At 73.3% G+C, this 18848-nt stretch carries 16 protein-coding genes; 7 read left to right on the top strand and 9 right to left on the bottom strand.

The annotated features are described in order from the left end of the window. Nucleotides 1-107: 107 nt before the first annotated feature. Nucleotides 108-1118: a Gfo/Idh/MocA family protein gene (locus ACZ4TO_RS11455; RefSeq protein WP_468024045.1), complete on the bottom strand. Its 1011-nt coding sequence runs from the start codon at nt 1116-1118 to the stop codon at nt 108-110. A gap of 80 nt (nt 1119-1198) precedes the next feature. Between ACZ4TO_RS11455 and ACZ4TO_RS11450 the strand changes: the two genes are divergently transcribed. The 3 genes from ACZ4TO_RS11450 (at nt 1199) to ACZ4TO_RS11440 (ending at nt 4833) form a co-directional block, all read left to right on the top strand. After that, the gene (locus ACZ4TO_RS11450) at nt 1199-2602 is read left to right on the top strand and encodes a multidrug effflux MFS transporter (protein ID WP_468024044.1); all 1404 of its coding nucleotides are present in this window, start codon (nt 1199-1201) and stop codon (nt 2600-2602) included. After that, nucleotides 2548-3729: a serine hydrolase domain-containing protein gene (locus ACZ4TO_RS11445; RefSeq protein ID WP_468024043.1), complete on the top strand. Its 1182-nt coding sequence runs from the start codon at nt 2548-2550 to the stop codon at nt 3727-3729. Before ACZ4TO_RS11450 ends, ACZ4TO_RS11445 begins: the two co-directional genes overlap by 55 nt. A 108-nt stretch (nt 3730-3837) precedes the next feature. Further along, entirely contained in the window at nt 3838-4833 is a 996-nt protein-coding gene (locus ACZ4TO_RS11440) for a small ribosomal subunit Rsm22 family protein (RefSeq protein ID WP_468024042.1), read from the top strand. Between the two features lies 1 nt (nt 4834). On the opposite strand, the gene ddaH is transcribed toward ACZ4TO_RS11440, so the two are convergent. Then, nucleotides 4835-5656: a dimethylargininase gene (ddaH, locus tag ACZ4TO_RS11435; RefSeq protein ID WP_468024041.1), complete on the bottom strand. Its 822-nt coding sequence runs from the start codon at nt 5654-5656 to the stop codon at nt 4835-4837. A 508-nt stretch (nt 5657-6164) separates the two neighbouring features. Here ddaH and ACZ4TO_RS11430 point away from each other — a divergent pair. After that, on the top strand, nt 6165-6899 hold the full coding sequence (locus tag ACZ4TO_RS11430; RefSeq protein ID WP_382781382.1) for a bifunctional DNA primase/polymerase: 735 nt from the start codon (nt 6165-6167) through the stop codon (nt 6897-6899). A gap of 39 nt (nt 6900-6938) precedes the next feature. On the opposite strand, the gene ACZ4TO_RS11425 is transcribed toward ACZ4TO_RS11430, so the two are convergent. The 7 genes from ACZ4TO_RS11425 to ACZ4TO_RS11395 form a co-directional block, all read right to left on the bottom strand. After that, a complete protein-coding gene (locus tag ACZ4TO_RS11425) occupies nt 6939-7961 on the bottom strand; it encodes an SCO2278 family lipoprotein (protein ID WP_468024040.1) in 1023 nt (340 codons plus the stop codon). Then, nucleotides 7918-8793: an iron uptake transporter permease EfeU gene (gene efeU, locus ACZ4TO_RS11420; RefSeq protein WP_382781377.1), complete on the bottom strand. Its 876-nt coding sequence runs from the start codon at nt 8791-8793 to the stop codon at nt 7918-7920. Before efeU ends, ACZ4TO_RS11425 begins: the two co-directional genes overlap by 44 nt. Before the next feature lie 2 nt (nt 8794-8795). After that, nucleotides 8796-10106, bottom strand: coding sequence for an iron uptake transporter deferrochelatase/peroxidase subunit (efeB, locus tag ACZ4TO_RS11415; RefSeq protein ID WP_385042127.1), 1311 nt, complete (start codon nt 10104-10106; stop codon nt 8796-8798). Nucleotides 10107-10116: 10 nt separating this feature from the next. Next, nucleotides 10117-11253, bottom strand: coding sequence for an iron uptake system protein EfeO (gene efeO / locus ACZ4TO_RS11410; RefSeq protein WP_382781372.1), 1137 nt, complete (start codon nt 11251-11253; stop codon nt 10117-10119). Nucleotides 11254-11431: 178 nt separating this feature from the next. Then, nucleotides 11432-12307, bottom strand: coding sequence for a heme ABC transporter ATP-binding protein (locus ACZ4TO_RS11405; protein WP_468024039.1), 876 nt, complete (start codon nt 12305-12307; stop codon nt 11432-11434). Continuing rightward, nucleotides 12304-13335 (bottom strand): FecCD family ABC transporter permease, encoded by a 1032-nt coding sequence (locus ACZ4TO_RS11400; protein WP_385042294.1) that lies wholly within the window; start codon nt 13333-13335, stop codon nt 12304-12306. The genes ACZ4TO_RS11405 and ACZ4TO_RS11400 overlap by 4 nt, the downstream gene beginning before the upstream one ends. Nucleotides 13336-13577: 242 nt before the next feature. Beyond that, nucleotides 13578-14591 (bottom strand): heme/hemin ABC transporter substrate-binding protein, encoded by a 1014-nt coding sequence (locus ACZ4TO_RS11395; RefSeq protein ID WP_468024038.1) that lies wholly within the window; start codon nt 14589-14591, stop codon nt 13578-13580. A gap of 118 nt (nt 14592-14709) precedes the next feature. Between ACZ4TO_RS11395 and ACZ4TO_RS11390 the strand changes: the two genes are divergently transcribed. The 3 genes from ACZ4TO_RS11390 (at nt 14710) to ACZ4TO_RS11380 (ending at nt 18673) form a co-directional block, all read left to right on the top strand. Next, complete coding sequence (locus ACZ4TO_RS11390; protein ID WP_468024037.1) at nt 14710-16119, top strand: HtaA domain-containing protein; 1410 nt, start codon at nt 14710-14712, stop codon at nt 16117-16119. A 161-nt stretch (nt 16120-16280) separates the two neighbouring features. After that, a complete protein-coding gene (locus ACZ4TO_RS11385; protein ID WP_468024036.1) occupies nt 16281-17831 on the top strand; it encodes an HtaA domain-containing protein in 1551 nt (516 codons plus the stop codon). A gap of 197 nt (nt 17832-18028) precedes the next feature. Continuing rightward, complete coding sequence (locus ACZ4TO_RS11380; RefSeq protein WP_382781360.1) at nt 18029-18673, top strand: PhzF family phenazine biosynthesis protein; 645 nt, start codon at nt 18029-18031, stop codon at nt 18671-18673. Nucleotides 18674-18848 lie beyond the last annotated feature (175 nt).

The raw sequence follows: 18848 nt of genomic DNA, 5'->3' as shown, positions 1-18848 counted from the left end.
CGTGGTGAACCGCCGGGCTCCGGCGTACGTGCGCGCCGGTTCGCGTCCGGTTCGCGTCCGGTTCGCCGCCGGTCGGGACCGGTCCGCCGCCGGCCGGGTGCGGGCCGCTACGCCTTCGCCTCGCCGGGGTAGCGGACGCCGATGTGCTCGCGGATCGTGTCGAGCGTCCGCATCACGGCGAGCGTGCCGTCGAGGGGGACGAGGGGGGACTCGGTCTCGCCGGCGCGCAGGGCGCGCATCACCTCGGCCGCCTCGTGCTTGAGGCTGGTGCGGGGACCGGAGGCGGGGTCGGCGCGGAAGGTCTCCGGCTCGCGGCCGTCGCGGTGCAGGACGAAGTGGTCCGGGAAGAAGAAGCCGCCCGGGATGTCGATGCGGCCCGCGGAGCCGGTGACGGAGGCGGCGACGGGAGTGCCGCCGTTGATGGAGCAGTGCACCGAAGCCAGAGCACCGCTCTCGAAGGAGAGCAACGCACCCGTCTGGAGATCGACGCCCTCCTCGGAGAGCACCGCTCTCGCGACGACGTCCGAGGGTTCCCCGAGCAGCAACTGCGCGAACGACACCGGGTACACGCCCAGGTCCAGCAGCGCGCCACCGCCCTGAGCGGGATCCCGCAGCCGGTGCGAGGGCGGGAACGGCCCGGCCAGACCGAAGTCCGCCTGCACCGTGCGCACCTCACCGATCACCCCGTCGTCGACCAGCGCCTTCAGCCGCACGACCAGCGGATTGCAGTACATCCACATGGCCTCCATCAGGAAGCGGCCGCTCCCGCGGGCGAGGGCGACCAGTTCCCCGGCCTCCCGCGCGTTCAGCGTGAACGCCTTCTCGCACAGCACATGGCGCCCCGCCTCCAGACACATCCCGGCGGCCACCCGGTGCGCCGAGTGCGGCGTGGCGACGTACACGACGTCGACGTCCTCGTCCGCGGCGAGCGAGGCCCAGTCCCCGTACGCCCGGGGAATCCCGAACCGCTCCGCGAACGCCCGCGCCGAGGAGTCCGAGCGTGAGGCGACGGCCACCACCTCGGCGTCCGGCATGTCCACCAGGTCCGCCGTGAACGCCGCGGCGATCCCGCCGGTCGCCAGAATCCCCCACCGCACGCGTTCACGCTCGCCCGTCATGCCCGCCCCTTGATCCGTGACTCCGAACCCGCTGTTCGAACTGAGAGCATAGGGGCCGCATCTTTCCGAGAGGGGGGCACATGCCCGAGCGTGGCCGCACCGCGCGGGACCAGGAAGGCCCGCGAGGGCATATACCGGAGGCAGCAACCGCGGGCACAGCGCCGGCGGCCGCCGAGGCATCGGCTCCGGCCGCCGGCACCCCGTCCGCCGGGGCGAAGGCCGGCGCCGAGGCGCGGGCGCACGCCGGACCCGGCGGCCCGCGCCGCACCGGGCTCCTCGTCACCCTCGTCCTCGGCGGCCTCACCGCCACGCCGCCGCTGGCGATGGACATGTACCTTCCCTCGCTGCCGGAGGTCACCGGCTCCCTGCACGCCCCGGCCGCCACCGTGCAGCTCACGCTCACCGCGTGCCTGGCGGGCATGGCGCTCGGACAGCTCGTCGTCGGGCCGATGAGCGACCGGTGGGGCCGCAGGCGCCCGCTGCTCGCCGGTCTCGCCGTCTACGTCCTCGCCACCGCCCTGTGCGCCCTCGCGCCCGGCATCGGCCTCCTCGTCGCCTTCCGCCTCGTCCAGGGACTCGCCGGCGCGGCCGGGATCGTGATCGCCCGCGCGGTCGTGCGCGACCTGTACGACGGCGTCGCGATGGCCCGCTTCTTCTCCACCCTGATGCTGATCTCCGGCGTCGCCCCGGTCGTCGCCCCGCTCATCGGCGGACAGATCCTGCGCTTCACCGACTGGCGGGGCGTGTTCGTCGTCCTCACCGCCGTCGGCATCGCGCTGTCGGCCCTCGTCTGGGCGAAACTGCCCGAGACCCTCGAACCCGCCGACCGGCACGGCGGCGGTGTCGGCGAGGCCCTGCACGCCATGCGCCGGCTGCTCGCCGACCGTGTGTTCACCGGGTACATGCTCGCGGGCGGCTTCACCTTCGCGGCCCTCTTCGCCTACATCTCGGCCTCTCCGTTCGTGATCCAGGACCTGTACGGCGCCTCCCCGCAGACCTTCAGCCTGCTGTTCGGCGTGAACTCCGTGGGCCTCGTGGCCGCCGGGCAGATCAACGGCAAACTGCTGGTCGGCCGGGTCGCCCTCGAAAAGGTCCTCGCCACCGGCCTCGCCCTCGTCGTCCTCGCCGCGACCGCGCTGCTGCTCATGTCCACCGGTGTCCTCGGCCCGGTCGGGCTCGCCCCGGTCGCCGCCGCGCTGTTCGTGCTGATGTCGGCCATGGGCCTCGCCCTGCCCAACACCCAGGCCCTCGCCCTCATGCGCGTACGGCACACGGCCGGATCCGCCTCCGCGCTGCTCGGCACCACCTCCTTCCTCGTCGGCGCGGTCGCCTCACCGCTCGTCGGCATCGCGGGCGAGCACACCGCCGTCCCGATGGCCGTCGTCCAACTGGTGGCCGCGTCGGTGGCCGTCGCCTGCTTCGTGGGACTGTGCCGTCCCCGGCGGACGGGACGCACTTCGAACGGAAAAGGGGCGGGGAACTGAGCGCACCAAGACTGCGGAACGGTACGCCGGAACGCGCCGGACTCGACGCCGGTGAACTGCGCGGGCTCGTCCAGGAGGTCCGTTCCCTCACCGGCGGGCCCGACCCGTGGGCGGCGGGCGTGGTCGTCGTCGCGGGGCGGGGCCCGGTCATCGCCGTCGAGGAGGCGGCCGGCTGGGCGGTGCGGTACGCGGCGCACGACGAGGCCAAGGGCACGGGCGTCGAGCTGCCGCCGCACGCGCGCGTGCCGATGACCGTGCACACGCCCTTCGACCTGGCCTCGCTCACCAAGCTGTTCACGGCGGTCGCCGCGGTGCAGCAACTGGAACGCGGCACGCTGGGCATCGAGGCGCGCGTCGGCGCGTACCTGCCGGAGTTCCGCGCGGCCCGCGAACACGGCATCACCGTACGGCAGCTCCTCACCCACACCTCCGGGCTGCGCCCCGAGCTCCCGCTGTACGACTGCCCGGACGACACGGCCCGGCTGGCGCTGCTGCGGGCCGAGGCCCCCTCGTCGAAGCCGGGCGAGTACCGCTACTCCGACGTCAACCTGCTCCTCCTGCAGTACGTGCTGGAACGCGTCACCGGCCGGGGGCTCGACATCCTTGTCAGGGACGGCATCACCCGCCCGCTCGGGATGAACGCCACCACCTTCGGACCCTGCCCCGGCGCGGCGGCCACCGAGGACCAGCGGCGGCCGTGGGCCAAGGCGGACCGGGGCATGCTGCGGGGCGTCGTGCACGACGAGAACGCCTGGGCGCTGGGCGGGGTGGCCGGGCACGCCGGGCTGTTCTCCACCGCGCGGGATCTGGCGGTCTTCTGCCGCACCCTGCTCGCGGGCGGCTCGTACGGTCCCGCGCGCATCCTCGGTCCCGACTTCGTCGAACTCCTCCTCACCCCGCCCGGCCTCGGGTTCGCCATCGACCAGCCCTGGTTCATGGGCACCCTCTCGGGCCACGGAGCGGCCGGCCACACCGGGTTCACCGGTACCTCGCTGGTCCTGGACCCGGCGACGGACACGTTCCTGGTCCTGCTGGCCAACACGGTCCATCCCCGGCGCCGTCCGGCGGACAACGCGCCCCGCGCGGCGGCGGCCACCCGGCTGCGGCGGGCGGTGCGCGGCACCTGAGCGGGCGCCCGGCCGGTACGGGGGAGGGCGCCGGCCGGCGGGGGGTGGCGCCTCCGGGGGACCGCCGGCCGGTTCGGGGGGATGCGCGGCACCTGAGAGAATCGGGCCGTGAACGCCCCCGTACCCTCCGCCGACCTCCTGCGCGGTGCCCTCGCCGGACTGCTCGACGGCCTGCCGCCGAAGACCGCCGCGCAGGCGGTCGAGCGGCTGATCGCGAACTACCGGGGGACCACCCCGACCCACACGCCGATCCTTCGGGACCGCTCGGACGTGGCCGCGTACGCCGCGTACCGGATGCCCGCGACGTTCGAGGCGGTGTCCGCGGCGCTGGAGGCGTTCGCGGACACGGTGCCCGGCTGGGCGCCGGGGAGCCATGTGGACGTCGGCGGCGGCACCGGCGCGGCGACCTGGGCGGTCAACGCGACCTGGGAGGGCGTCCGCCCGGTGACCGTGCTCGACTGGGCCGAGCCGGCCCTCGCGCTCGGCCGGGAGATCGCCGACGCCAACCCGGAACTCCGCGGCGCCGCGTGGCAGCGCTCTCGTATCGGAGCGGCGCTCACCATCGAGAGCACTGATCTCGTCACCGTCTCGTACGTCCTCGGCGAGCTCACCGAGGACGACCGCGCCTCGGTCGTGGACGCGGCCGCGCGCGCCGCCGGGGCGGTGGTGATCATCGAGCCCGGCACCCCGGACGGCTACACCCGGGTCCTCGCCGCCCGCGAACGCCTGATCGGCGCCGGCTTCCATGTCGCCGCGCCCTGCCCGCACAGCGCGTCCTGCCCGATCGTCCCCGGCCAGGACTGGTGCCACTTCTCCGCGCGGGTCGCCCGTTCCTCGCTGCACCGCCAGGTCAAGGGCGGCTCCCTGCCCTACGAGGACGAGAAGTTCAGCTACGTCGCCGCGACCCGCTTCCCGCCCGAGCCGGCGCCCTCCCGCGTCGTGCGCAAACCGCAGATCCGCAAGGGCCAGGTCCTGCTCGACCTGTGCGAGCCGGACGAGGCGCTGCGCCGGCAGACGGTCACCAAGCGCCACGGGCCGCTGTACAAGGCGGCCCGCGACGCCGAGTGGGGCGACGCCTGGCCGCCGCCCGAGGGCGCCTCCTGAATCAGGGCCGCAGCTCCTGCGTGCAGCACTTCACGCTTCCGCCGCCCTTGAGGAGTTCGCCGAGGTCGACGCCGACGGGAACGAAGCCGCGTTCCCGGAGCGGCTCGAACAGGCCCGCCGCCTCCTGCGGCAGCAGCACGTGCAGACCGTCCGAGACGGCGTTGAGCCCCAGCGCGGCGGCGTCCTCCGGCGAGGCGGTCAGCGCGTCCGGGAACAACCGGCGCAGGACCTCGCGGCTGCCGGGGGAGAACGCGGGCGGGTAGTACATGATCTCGTCGGCGCGGTCGTCGAGGACGGCCAGTGCCGTGTCCAGGTGGTAGTAGCGCGGGTCGACGAGGTCCAGGCCGATCACCGGGCGGCCGAAGAACTCCTGTGCCTCCCCGTGCGAGAGCGGGCTCGCGCGAAAGCCCCGGCCCGCGAGCAGGTACGACCCCGTGACGACGAAGTCGCCCTCGCCCTCGTTGACGTGCTCCGGTTCGCGGACCTGCCCGAAGCCGAGGGCGCGGAACCACTCCAGATGCGCCGCCGCCTCCGCCTCGCGCTGCGGGTAGGCGAACCGCGCGCCCAGCACCAGGCCGTCCACGACCGTCGCGCCGTTCGCCGCGAAGACCATGTCCGGCAGGCCGGGACGCGGGGCGAGCTCCTCGACCGAGTGGCCGAGGGAGCGGTAGCGGTCCCGCAGGTCCTCCCACTGGGCCAGCGCGAGCGGCACGTCGACGGGTTTGGCGGGGTTCATCCACGGATTGATCGCGTACGTGACGTCGAAGTGCACCGGTGGGCACATGAGGTAGCGCCGGGGCGTGGCGCGGCGGACAGGGTGCAAGGAAGGCTCCTTACGCAACCGCAGGGGCAGTTGATGCTCATGGTGCGGTGCGCCCGGCCCCGGGAGCGGGAGGCGTGCGGGTGGTGTCCGCAGGAACGGCTCCCACGCCGCCCACCGGCACGGCCCACCGCCGTCCACCGGCACGGCCCGCCGGCGTCCACCGGGACCGCCCGCCCGTGCACCGGAGACCGCCCGTCCCGTCCACCGGCACGGCCCACCCCGTCCGCCGGGACCGCCCCGTCCCGTCCACCGGGACCGCCCTCCCCGCCGGAGTGGCATCTGTCTCGTGCGGCTACGCGGACGCGCCGGACGACTACTCCCCGCACCGGTCAGGCCTCGGCCCGGCACCCGTGAAATCACCCCTAATCATGCAATAACACCTGATCAGGGTCTGGCGGGCGCATCGCCCCACCTACCCCGGTTGTCGGCTCCGGCCACCCGGAGCCCAGGATGGTGGGACGATGGGGCGAGGACGAGTCGCCCTACGGCGAGGCAGGCGAGGGGATAGATGAGCGCAGAGTTCGGCAGCCGCTCCGGCGCGTGGGACAGGTTCTCGAAGTGGCTGCGCGGAGACCGGCCCAAAGCCCCGGCGGAGACGACCGCCGACGGCCGTGAGGCCCTGCTGCTCGCCGCCGCCGCCGCGGGGCTGCCGCTCGCGCAGGCCGCGTACCCCGCCGGCTACCGCTGTTCCTGCGACCGCGTCGGCTGTCCCACGCCCGCGCGCCACCCCGTCTCCTTCGCCTGGCAGACACAGTCGACGACCGACCGCGCCCAGATCGAGCGCTGGGCCCGGCACCAGCCGAAGGCGAACTTCATCACCGCGACCGGCATGGTGCACGACGTCCTGGACGTTCCTCTGGACGCGGGCCGCGAGGCCCTGGAGCGCCTGCTCGCCTCCGACATCGAGGTCGGCCCCGTCGCGGAGACCGGCGACGGCCGCATGCTGTTCTTCACCCTCACCCGCGGTACGCCCGAGGACGAGGACGAGTGGTGGCCGTGCGAGCTGGACTGCCACCCGGAGACGATGGACGAACACCCCGGCTTCCGCTGGCACTGCCGCGGCTCGTACGTCCTCGTACCGCCGGCCCAGCTCCCCGGCGGTCTGAGCGTCGACTGGGTGCGTGGCCCCGAGCATCCGCTGCCGGACCCGCTCACGCTCCTGGAGACCCTCACCGACGCGTGCGCCCGCTACGCCGGGGAGAACGGCGCGGACCAGCTCGCCGCCTGGCCCCACCGGGGCTGAGCCGCCGCGCGGGGAGCCGTCCGTGGCGTGGGGCGGGGCCTACTCGCCCTTGGCGCCCGTCAGCCCCTCCACCCGTCCGAGGACGGACACCTGCCCCCGGCCCGCGCCCTTCGGCGGGTCGAGGACGACCTGGTTGGAGACGAACTCCAGGGTCAGCGACTGGTTGACCTCACCGGTCGTCAGGGCCTGCACGTCCGGGGTGGGCGAGGGGATCTCGGTACCCGCGGCGGCGGTCTCCTTCTCGAAGCGGTGCGTGGCGAAGAACACGAGCGCCCCGCCGTCCGCCGTGCGCAGCCCGACCGGCGCGTAGTCGCCCGAGGCCAGCGGCTCGTCGATGTACTGCCGGGCGAGGCCGGGCCGGGTCGCGAACTTCTCCCGCTGGGCCCGCCACTGCGAGGTGTGCACGCCCGCGGCGAAGGTGTCGCCGCCGTCCTTCAGATACGTCGCGTACGACCGGCCGAGCTGTCGCGGCGCGACCGCCAGCGCCGCGTCGTCGGCGGCGACGGGCTGCGCCCAGCCGCCCTCGTCCGTCGCGAACTTCGGTACGTCACCGGCCCCGAGGACCGTCAGGTACGAGGCCTGCCACTTCTCACGGGCGTTGTCCCGGGTGAAGACGAGCAGCCAGCGACTGCCCGCCAGGCCCTTGTTCGCGGTCGCGTTCGCCACGAACCAGCGGGGCCAGCCGGCCTTGGCGGGGATCGAGAACTCGGCGTCGTCGAACGTCAGCGCCGAATGCGTGGGATTGCCGCCCGGCTTGGTGAGGTGCCCGGCCTTGAGCTTGGCGCCGTCGATGTCCGCGAGCGGACCGGTCACCCGGTCCGCGTCCTTCGAACGGTCGTACGTCGCGTCCGCCTTGTTGTACGCGGCGGTGAACTCCCGCAGCGCACGGGCGGCTTCGGCGCGGCTCGTGGCCGGGACCACCTCCCGCTCGCCGTGCACCACCACACAGCCGCTCGCCGCCCCCAACAGCGCGGTCACCGTCGTCGCCGCCAGGGCGAGACGGCCGAGACGGCCGTGACTACGAGGCCTTCGAGGGCTGCGACCCGTGTGATGCCTGCTCATCAGGTGCCTTCACCTTCTTCTTCCCGGAGGCGAACCCTACCGGGGCGAAGAAGATCGTGAGCGTCGGGACCAAGTACAGCGCCCACACCGTGACCTGAAGGACCGTCGGGTCGGGCTGGAAGTTGAAGACGCCCTTCAGCAGGGTGCCGTACCAGCTCGTCGGGTCGATCGTGCCGCTGATGTCGAAGGCCAGGTTCGTCAGACCCGGGACGAAGTCGGCCTCCTGGAGGTCGTGGACGCCGTACGCGAGCACGCCCGCGGCGACGACGACCAGCATGCCGCCGGTCCAGGTGAAGAACTTGGCGAGGTTGATCTTGAGCGCGCCGCGGTAGAACAGCCAGCCGAGCAGGACCGCGGTGGCCAGGCCCAGCGCCACACCGATCAGCGGGCGGGGTGTGCCGTCGCTGGCCGCGTGCACCGACGCCCACACGAACAGGGCCGTCTCCAGGCCCTCCCGGCCGACCGCCAGGAACGCGGTCGCCACCAGCGCGCCCGTGCCCATGGCGAGCGCGGCGTCCAGCTTGCCGTGCAGCTCGGACTTCAGGTGCCGGGCGGTGCGCCGCATCCAGAAGACCATCCACGTCACCAGGCCCACGGCGAGGATCGACAGCGAACCGCCGAGCGCCTCCTGGGCCTGGAACGTCATCTCCTGGGAGCCGAACTCCAGGGCGCAGCCGAAACCGAGCGCCACGGTGATCGCGACGCCGATACCGGCCCAGATCGGCTTCAGGGCGTCCGTACGCCCCGTCTTCACCAGGTAGGCGATGAGGATGCAGACGACGAGGCTGGCCTCAAGTCCCTCGCGAAGACCGATCAGGTAGTTGCTGAACACGGCTACGCCTCCTTGGAGAACAGCGCCCGGCCCCACCAGTCGTCCTTGTCCCGGACGCCGGGCGGAACGGCGAAGACCGCCGAACTCACGTGCTGGATGTACTCGTTGAGCGCGTCGGAGCGCGACAGGTTGCGCTGCAGGGGGATGAACCCCTTGCGCACGTCCCGCTGGTAGGCGAGGAAGAACAGGCCCGCTTCGAGGCGGCCGAGACCGTCCGTGCCGTCCGTGAAGGAGTAGCCGCGGCGCAGGATCGTCACACCGTCGTTGGAGTCGGGGTGCGCGAGCCGGACGTGCGCGTCGGGCTTCATGGCCTTCAGGAACGGCTTGTCGTGCTCCTTGGCCTTGCCGACGGGGGCGCCCTCGCCCTTGTCGCGGCCGAAGACGTCCTCCTGCTCCTGCAGCGAGGTCCGGTCCCAGGTCTCGATGTTCATCCGGATGCGCCGGGCGACGAGATAGGAACCGCCGTTCATCCAGGCCGCGTTCGCGCCGTTGTCCTTCGCGTCGGCCCACACGAACTTGTCGAGCCGCGCGGTCTCGGTGCCCGCGATGTTGCGGGTGCCGTCCTTGAAGCCCATCAGGTTGCGCGGGGTCTGCGCGTCCGGGGTCGTCGACGACGTCTTGCCGAAGCCGAGCTGCGACCAGCGGATGGCGACCTTGCCGAAGCCGATACGGGCCAGGTTGCGGATGGCGTGCACCGCCACCTGCGGGTCGTCCGCGCAGGCCTGGATGCACAGGTCGCCGTCGCTGCGGGCCTTGTCCAGGTTGTCGCCCGAGAAGGCGGGCAGGTCGACGAGCGCCTCCGGCCGCCGGTCCGCCAGACCGAACTTCGCGAACAGCGACGGACCGAAGCCGATGGTCAGTGTCAGCCGGGACGGCTTGAGCCCGAGGGCCTCACCGGTGTCGTCCGGCGGAGCCTCGGCCAGACCGCCGTACGCCCCCTCGCCGACCGTGTGTCCTGCGGTCATCCGGGCGGCCGCCTGCGTCCAGTCCTTGAGGAGCTGGACGAACTCGGCGCGGTCGTCGGTCTTCACGTCGAACGCGGCGAAGTGCAGCCGGTCCTGCACCGCGGTCGCGATGCCGGCCTGGTGCGCGCCGTGGAAGGGGACGGCCGCGCCGGTGTCGGCGCCGGCCGGGTCGACGTCGTTGCCGACGCGGGTCATCGCGACGGCACCCCCGGCCGCGGCGGCGCCGAGCGCGAGCCCGGCACCGCCCCAGCCGATCAGGGAACGCCGGGTCGGCGCGGAGCCGGCGGGCGCGGGCTCGGCCGCGTCGGCGCCGTTCGTGCCGTTCGTGCTGTCCTGGGTGTCCGTCATGGCGCTGCTCCTACTTCACGACGGCGGCGGCGAGCTTGGACAGGGGCTCGGCGAGCGCGTTGACCGCGTCCGAGAGCTGCTTGCGGTCGGCCTTGCCGACGGTGTCGTACGACACGAAGCCGTCCGAGGTCTTGTCGGTCCGGTACGTGTCGAGCAGCTTGTTGAGCGCGGCGAACTGCTTGTCGAGCTCCGCCGTCAGCGCCGCGTCGTTCTCCGAGGCGACCGGCTTGAGCAGCTCGTACGCCTTCTGCGCGCCGTCGACGTTGCCCTTGAAGTCGCTGAGGTCGGTGTGCGAGTAGCGGTCCTCCTCGCCGGTGACCTTGCCGGTGGCGACCTCGTCGAGCAGTTCCTTGGCGCCGTTGGCCATGGAGGTCGGGGTGATCTCGGCCTTGCCGACGCGCTTCTGCCAGTCGGTCAGGTCCGTGACGAGCTGGTCGGCGAGGGCCTTCTGCTCGTCACCGATCTTCTTGTCCGCCCACAGGGCCTTCTCCAGCGCGTGCCAGCCGGTCCACTTCTGGCCCTTCTCCAGGCCGTCGGCGCGGGTGTCGGTCTTGGGGTCGATGTCGCCGAAGGACTCGGCGATGGGCTCCGTGCTCTCCCAGCCGACGCGCGAGGGGGCGTAGGCCTTCTTGGCGGCCTCGAGGTCGCCGGCCTTGATCGCGTCGGCGAACGTCTTCACCTTCGGGAGCGTGGCGTCGGCCTCGGACTGCGCCCACTCGCGGTAGGAGGCGACCGCCTTGTCCAGGCGCGGGTCGCGCTTGGCGACCTTGCCGCCGGTCACGGTGAGCTTCTGGCGGACACCGTGGCCCTTCATCCCCGGGCGGCAGGCGATCTCGTACGAACCGGCCTTGACCTCGGCGGTGAGCGTGTACTTGGTGCCGGGGCCGATGTTCTCCTTCTCCGAGACGATCCGGTCGTCGGGGAAGACGATCTCGACCTCGGTGGCCTGGGACCCCTTGTTCTCGATCTTCAGGGTGACCTGTCCGGCCGGCACGGTCTTGGCGGAGGTCTCGCACTTCGAGTCCGCGGCGGTCACCTGGATCGCGTCGCCGTTCTTCGCGTCGCTCTTCTGGGTGCAACCCGTGACGGCGGCCAGAGCGGCCGCGGTGGCGGCAGCGGTGACAACGGACAGTCGGACGGCTCGCATGCAGGCTCCAAGAGAAGTCGGACAAGCCGCACGGCGGGGCCCGTTCGGCATGGTGAGGCTGGCCTAACTTATCTGAGGCTTGCCTCACTGATACCCACGCGTGCGGTGATTCACCTCTCACAGAAGCCGTACAGGAACGGCTTGATCACGGTGACTCAAAACGCACCCCATGGAATCGTCAAGGGGAGGTCAAGGGGAGCGGTTCGTCGCGTTTCGGGGTGATGAGCGCGGCGCCGGTCCTGGGGTGCGGCAACACCTCGACCGGCTGCCGGTACACGTCCGTCAACAGCCCGTCGGTGAAGACCTCCACCGGCCGGCCGTGGGCCGCGACACGACCGGCGCACAGAATCGCGACCCGGTGCGCGTAGGCCGCCGCCAGCCCCAGATCGTGCAGCACCACGACCACCGCGTCACCGGCGCGCGCCCTGTCCCGGCACACCCGCAGCACCAACTCCTGGTGCCGCAGGTCGAGTGCGGCGGTCGGCTCGTCGAGCAGCAGCAGCGGAGCGCGCTGCGCGAGCACCCGGGCGAGCGCCACCCGCGCCCGCTCCCCGCCGCTGAGCGCGCCGAACGGGCGGGCCGCGAACGCGGTGACCTCGGTGGCCGCCATCGCCGCGCCGACCGCGGCGTCGTCGTCCCGCCGGACGTGGGCCCAGGGCGCCCGTCCCATCCGGACGACCTCTTCCACGGTGAACGGGAAGGAGAGCGTCGCCGACTGGGGAAGCACCGCCCGTCGCAGGGCGAGTTCGGCGGCGGACCAGTCCCGCACGGGACGCCCGTGGACCCGTACGACCCCTTCCGCGGCGGGCAGATCGGCCGCCAGCGCGCCCAGCAGGGTCGACTTTCCGGCCCCGTTGGGCCCGACCAGCGCGAGCACCTCGCCCGCGCGGGCGGTGACGTCGACACCGCGCAGCACCTCCCGGCCGCCGAGCCGGACCCGCAGGCCCTCGGTCTCGGCGAGGACGTCACCGGGATCGGGCGCGGACGGCGGCACGGGCCGCACCGAACGCGGGAGCAGCGGGCGCCTGGTGCCGTTGCGTCGAGTGGGTCTCATGCCCAGCCTCCTTGCTTGCGACGGGTCCTGCGCAGCAGCCAGAGGAAGAACGGGCTGCCCAGCAGCGCGGTGAGGACACCGAGGGGGAGTTCGGCGGGCTGCGCGAGGGTCCGGGCGGCGAGGTCGGCCGCGAGCAGTACGGCGGCGCCGCCGAGGGCGCTGCCCGGGATCAGGAAGCGGTGACCGGGTCCGGCCGCCATGCGCAGCAGATGCGGTACGACGAGACCGACGAAGCCGATGATCCCGGACACGCTGACGGCCGCCGCCGTGAGCAGCGCGATGACCAGCACGAGGACGAGCCGCAGCCGTTCGACGTCGACGCCCAGGTGCCGGGCGGGGCGTTCGCCGAGGGCCAGCAGGTCGAGCCGGCGGGCGTACAGCGGTGCCAGCGTCAGGCCGATGGCGGCGCAGGGCAGGACCGCGAGGACCTTCGGCCAGGTCGCCTGGGCCAGCGATCCGAGCTGCCAGAAGGTGATCTGGCTGACGGCGGCGGAGTCCGCGAAGAACAGGAACAGCCCGATCAGGGCGCCGGTGAAGGCGTTCAGGGCGATCCCGGTGAGGATCAGTGTGACGACCTCGGTGCGTCCGCCGGAGCGGGACATCGCGTAGACCAGCAGGACCGCGGCCAGACCCGTGACGAACGCGACGGCCGGGACGGTGAAGGTGCCGAGGAAGTCGAGGCCGAGCGCGATGGCGGCGACGGCGCCGACGGCCGCGCCCGACGAGACGCCGATGACGCCCGGTTCGGCCAGCGGGTTGCCGAACACGCCCTGCATGAGGGCGCCCGCGCAGCCCAGCGAGCCGCCGATGAGCAGCGCGAGCACGATCCGCGGGAAGCGCACGTCCCACAGGACCGACTCCGGGACCCGGTCCAGCGCGGTGCCCCCGAGACCGGCGCGATGCGCGACGGAGGCGAGCACGTCGCCGGTCGGGATCGGATACGCGCCGAGTCCCGCGGCCACGGGGACCAGGACGAGCAGGGCGGCGAGCAGTCCGGCGGTCAGGAGCCAGGGGGTGCCGCGGCGCATCCGTCCGCGGCCGGGAGCGACGGGCGCCTTGCCGGCGACGGATGCCGTGTCCGGTTCGGCGGCCGAAGCGGCGACGGCGACCGGTTCGGTGCCGGGTCCGCGAGCCGGTTCGGTGCCGGAATCGGTGCCGGGTCCGCAGGCCGGTTCGGTGCCGGGATCTGTCTCCGGTCCGCGAGCCGGTTCAGGTCCCGGTCCGCGAGCCGGATCGGTGGGTGCTTCCGGTGCCGGGCGGTCGAGCGCGGTCATCGGGTCTCCCCGTACAACTGCCGTACCAGCGACTCGAGTACCTGGTCCGTGCGCGGCCCGTAGTTGAGGAGCACCCCGTCCTCGATGGAGACCACCCGCCGGTTCGCCCCGGCCGGGGTCTGTGCCACCCCGGGGATCCTGACGAGCCCGTCGGTCCCGCCGACGGACGCCAGTCCCTTGGACATCACGAGGATCGCGTCGGGCGCGGCCCGCACGAGCGCCTCGGTGGTGATGGCGGTGAAGTCCTTGTCCAGTCCCGACTCGGCCCCCGCGTCGACCGCCCCCGCCGCCTCCAGCAGCGAGGTCGCGCCCGAGCCGCGGCCGCCGATGAGATAGACGGAGGCGGAGCCGCGGAGGTAGAGGAAGGCGACGCGCGGGTGGTCCGCGTGGGCCGGAACCGCCTTGCGCACGGCGGCGATCCGGTCCCGCGACCGCTCGGCCAGCCGCTGTCCCGCCGCCGGTACGCCGAGCGCGTCGGCCACCGCCCGGATGCGCGTGCCCACGTCGGCGAGGCCGTGCGCCGGGGCGACGACGAGGACGGGGACACCGGCGTCGCGGATTTGCTGCACGGCCTCGTCCGGTCCGGTCGTCGACTCGGCGAGGACGAGGTCGGGGTGGAGCGAGAGCACGCCCTCGGCGGAGACGTCGTGGTTGCGGGTGACGAGGGGCAGTCTCCTCGCCTGCTCGAAGGTCGCCGTGATGTCGCGGGCCACGACCCGGTCGCCGAGCCCGAGCGTGAAGACGATCTCGCTGAGGCTGCCGGACAGCGGGACGATCCGGTCCGCCTTCTCGACGGTCGTCCTCTTTCCGCCGAACGACCGCACCGTGACCGGGAGTCGGGGCGTTCCGGGGGACGCCAGGGGTTCGACGCGGTCGGTGGCGTCCGACCCGTTCGTCCCGGCCGTCCCGGTCGCCGCCGTCGGAGCGGGGCCGCCGGGGCCCCCGCATCCGGTGAGGGCGAGGGTGAGGGCGAGCGCCGACAGCAGCGCCCCCGCCGTTCGTGTGCGCAAGCGTTGCACTGTCCCGTTGTTCCTCTCGGTCCTCTTCCAGCACGTCCGGTCGATAGTTTAGGTTAGCCTTACCTAAGTCACCAGGGGTTCTCCCGACCCCGGAATCCGGAGGACACCCATGACCGCGCGTTCGAGGGCCCTGGGGGCCGCCGTGGTCTGCGTGGCCGTGCTGGGAGCGCTGCTCACCGCCACCGCCGCGCACGCGACGAGCCGCACGGTGCGGGGCGGCCGGCTCGACTGGGGCATCAAGTCGTCCTTCCAGAGCTATGTCACCGGGCCCATCGCGAAGGGGAGTTACTCCCTCACCGGCGGTGCGGCCACGGTCGGCGCGAGCCGGTTCCGCTTCCACTCCGCCACCGGCTCCTACGACGGCGGCACGGGCGCCTTCACCGCCGCCTACTCCGGCGGAGTCCGCTTCGTGGGACACCGCAAGAGCGACGGCGGCCACGAACTCGACCTCACGATCAGCCGCCCCACCGTCCGCGTCTCCGGCGGTCGCGGCACCCTCTACGTCGACATCACCAGCAAGGCGAAGGGCACCGGGACGGTCACGACGTCCACGGCGGTGCCCTTCGCCGCCCTCTCCCTCGGCGGCATCGACATGAAGGGCGGCGGCACGGCGGTTCGGCTCGACAACCTCCCGGCCACGCTCACTTCACAGGGCGCCCGGTCCTTCGCCGGCTACTACACGGCGGGCACCGCGCTCGACCCGGTGAGCCTGGTGGCGGACGTGCCGGCCCCGGCGCGGCCGTCGGCCACACCCACCGCCGCGCCCTCCACGTCCCCGGCCAAGAAGGCGGGGAAGGCGGCGGGCGCGATCGAGGACGGAGCCGTCGACTGGGGTGTGCGCCGCACCTTCCGCGAGTACGTCACCGGGCCCGTCGCCGACGGCAGGTGGACGCTGACCGCCGGAGCCCGGGACGGCGGCGCGCTCTTCCGCTTCCCGGACGGCGAGGGCACGTACGACAGGAGGAAGCGCGTCCTGAAGGCCGGCTTCGACGGAACCCTGCGCTTCACCGGCCGCCACGGACTCGACCTCCGGCTCGGCGGACTGCGGGTCACCGTCGCCGACGGCAGGGGCACGCTCTACGCCGACGTGACGAGCGCGGACCTCACCGGGAAGAAGGTCCCGCTCGTGACCTTCGCCGCCAAGGATCTGGCACCCGAGGACGGGCTGCTTCAAGTCACCGAAGCGCCGAGCGAGTTGACCGCGAGCGGAGCGAAGGCGTTCGGCGGGATGTACCGCGCGGGCACGCCGATGGACCCCGTGACCCTGTCCATCGCCCTCTCGGACGATGCGCGGCTCCCCGCCCTGCCCGACCTCGGCGAGTCCGCGTCCCCCTCGCCGGCGCCGAGCACGTCGACCGCACCTGACGCGAAGGCCGCCGCCGCGTCCCGTACCGAGAACGCCGCCGACGGCGGCCCGGTCGGCGGATCGGCCCTGCCGATCGGCCTCGCCGCCGGGACCCTGCTCGCGGCCGCGGCCGCCTTCGGGCTCGTCCGCAGGCGCCGTACCCGCACCGGCTGACCCCGGCGCCCTTCACCCGCCGCCCCCACCTCCTGCCCCCCTCCAACCCCTCACCCGCAAACCGGGGTTGCCCCCGGACCCCGCGGACCCCTGAACCCGACCTGACCCGAACTCCCCACCCTGAACCCGACCTGCCCCGAACCTCGAGGAGACCCACGACCATGTCCGCCCTTCGCCGCCGCCCTCTCGCACTCGCCGCCGCCGTCGCGGTCGCCCTGGGGGCCGGTGCCCTCGCCGTGACCAGCGCCTCGGCCGCCGAAGCGCCGCTCAAGGACTACGAGTTGACCTGGGGCATCAAGCAGTCCTACCGCTCGTACGTGACCGGGATGGCGGCCGGTTCCTTCACCCCGGCCGGCGGGGCGACGCAGGCGGCCGGCAACGGCCCGTTCACCTTCCCCGACGGCAGCGGGACGTACGACTCCGACACCCACGCCGTACGGCTCGGCTTCGCGGGCGGTCTGAAGATCGCCTCCACGCTGCACGGCTTCGAACTCACCCTGTCGGACGTGAGATTCGACAGCGCGGCGGCCGAGATCACCGCCGATGTGACGAGCGGCGGCACGACGCGGAACGACGTCCCGCTCGCGGACGTCACCGTGACCCGCACGATGACGGACATGGAGACCAGGCTGACGAAGGAGGCGGCCACCGTCCTCGGCAGCGCGGGCTACGAGGGCGCCGCGGGCGACCCCCTCACCGTGACGCAGAAGCCGGCCGCGACCCAGACGCCGTCGCCGACCGGGACACCGAGCGCGACCCCGTCGTCGACCGCGACGGGCTCCGCGTCCCCGGAACCGACGTCGTCCACGTCCGCCTCCACCTCCCCCTCGGGCTCCCCCTCGTCGTCCGCGTCTCCCTCCGGCCCGGCTTCGGGCAGTGCGAGCCCGAGCGCCTCGGCCTCGGAGACCGGCGCCGCCGCGCGGGGCGAGATAGCGGACGGCACCCTCGGCTGGGGGGTGAAGCAGTCCTTCCGTACGTACGTCGTCGACGGTGCCGCCCAGGGCAGGATCACCGCGTCCGGCGGGGCCACGCAGGCCGCCGGCAACGGCGCCTTCACCTTCCCGGACGCCACCGGCACCTACGACACCGACGCCGACACCCTCTCGGCGTCCTTCAAGGGCGCGGTCAACTTCAAGGGTCATGAGGCGAACGGCAGTTACGGTCTCGACCTCACCCTCAGTGACCTCGGCGTGGAGCTCGACGGCGGCTCCGGCGAGCTGACCGCCGACGTCGACAGCCTCGGCAAGGCCTCCGACGACGTCGTCCTCGCCGAGCTGAGCACGAACAGCGCCGACCTGAAGGCGACGGACGACGTGATCACTCTGGACGGGGTGACCGCCAAACTCACCAAGGCCGGCGCCGAGGCGTTCGGCGGCTTCTACACCGAGGGCACCGAACTCGACCCGGTCGGCCTCTCGGTGGCGCTGAGCGACGACGCCCAGCTCCCGGACGGAGACGGCGGCTCGGACTCCGGATCCGGTTCCGGGGCGGGCTCGGACGGCTCGGGTACGTCGTCGGGCACCACGGGCGGCACGGGCACGACCGGGTCCACCACGGGTGGGGCCGGCGGTGCGCTGGCCTCCACCGGGTCGGAGCTCCCGGCCGGGGCGCTCGGAGCCGCGGCCGCGGTGACCGTCGCCGCGGGCGCCGGAGTGGTGGTCGCGATGCGCAGGCGGCGGACCGTCCGACCCACCGGACCGGACGGGATCTGACCCCGTCGGACCGGACAGAATCTGACCCCGTCGGACCGGACAGGACGTGCCCGACCCGGACAGGACGTCTCCGACCGGTCCGATCCCACCCGGACCGCCCGCCTCCGACAGCGTTCCCGATGATCAGGGAGCTTTCGGAGGTGGGCGGTCCGGTTGTGCGGGCCACCGACGAGGCGGATGAATGTTTGAATGCCGGAGTGACTGACTACGACGTGCTGCGGGTCTTCTGCGGACCAGGCGGCGGGTATGGCAATGAGCTCGGTGTCGTGCGCGAGGGCTCGGTGATGCCGGACCGCGCCGAACGGCAGGAGTTCGCAGCGAAACTCGGCTTCAGCGAGACCGTGTTCGTCGACGACCCCGAGCGCGGGGTCATCGACATCTACACCCCTTCGCTGCGGCTGCCGTTCGCCGGACACCCGTGCGTCGGGGTGGGCTGGCTGCTCGACGTGCCCGAACTGGTCACGCCCGCAGGCGTGGTGGGCGTACGGCTGGACGGCGAGTTCAGTTGGATCGAGGCACGGGCCGAGTGGGCACCGCCGAGGACGCTGCGGCGGCACGGGACCGCGGCCGAGGTCGAGGCGCTGGCCGTGCCGCCGTCGGGGGAGTGGATCTACGCCTGGGCCTGGGAGGACGAGGCCGCCGGCCGGGTACGGGCCCGTGCCTTCCCCGGCCGCAACGACGGCATCGAGGAGGACGAGGCCACCGGGGCGGCGGCACTGCTGCTGACCCGGCAGCTCGGCAGGGCCCTCAACATCACCCAGGGCGTCGGTTCCCAGATCCTCACCGCACCACAGCCGGGCGACTGGGTGGAGATGGGCGGCCGAGTCCGCCTGGAACGCTGAAGCGGCACCAACCGATACCGGACCCGGGCCCACGCCCCTCGGGGCAGGGATCCGCCGGCAACGCCGGGCCCGCGCCCCTCAGGGCCGGGTCGGCGTCGCATCCCGGGCCCACACCCGCGCCCCTCAGGGGCGCGGGGAACTGCGCGACCAGCCCCCACCGGCCGCAGGCGCACGG

It is taken from the genome of Streptomyces sp. NPDC028298, assembly GCF_055565895.1.
This window is presented reverse-complemented; position numbering and strand designations above follow the sequence as displayed.

What these genes read in the sequence shown, in the direction of transcription:
- ACZ4TO_RS11455 (WP_468024045.1), bottom strand. Translation starts at nt 1,118, where the DNA reads ATGACGGGCGAGCGTGAACGCGTGCGGTGGGGGATTCTGGCGACCGGC.
- ACZ4TO_RS11450 (WP_468024044.1), top strand. Translation starts at nt 1,199, where the DNA reads ATGCCCGAGCGTGGCCGCACCGCGCGGGACCAGGAAGGCCCGCGAGGG.
- ACZ4TO_RS11430 (WP_382781382.1), top strand. Translation starts at nt 6,165, where the DNA reads ATGAGCGCAGAGTTCGGCAGCCGCTCCGGCGCGTGGGACAGGTTCTCG.
- ACZ4TO_RS11425 (WP_468024040.1), bottom strand. Translation starts at nt 7,961, where the DNA reads ATGAGCAGGCATCACACGGGTCGCAGCCCTCGAAGGCCTCGTAGTCAC.
- efeB (WP_385042127.1), bottom strand. Translation starts at nt 10,106, where the DNA reads ATGACGGACACCCAGGACAGCACGAACGGCACGAACGGCGCCGACGCG.
- efeO (WP_382781372.1), bottom strand. Translation starts at nt 11,253, where the DNA reads ATGCGAGCCGTCCGACTGTCCGTTGTCACCGCTGCCGCCACCGCGGCC.
- ACZ4TO_RS11405 (WP_468024039.1), bottom strand. Translation starts at nt 12,307, where the DNA reads ATGAGACCCACTCGACGCAACGGCACCAGGCGCCCGCTGCTCCCGCGT.
- ACZ4TO_RS11400 (WP_385042294.1), bottom strand. Translation starts at nt 13,335, where the DNA reads ATGCGCCGCGGCACCCCCTGGCTCCTGACCGCCGGACTGCTCGCCGCC.
- ACZ4TO_RS11390 (WP_468024037.1), top strand. Translation starts at nt 14,710, where the DNA reads ATGACCGCGCGTTCGAGGGCCCTGGGGGCCGCCGTGGTCTGCGTGGCC.
- ACZ4TO_RS11385 (WP_468024036.1), top strand. Translation starts at nt 16,281, where the DNA reads ATGTCCGCCCTTCGCCGCCGCCCTCTCGCACTCGCCGCCGCCGTCGCG.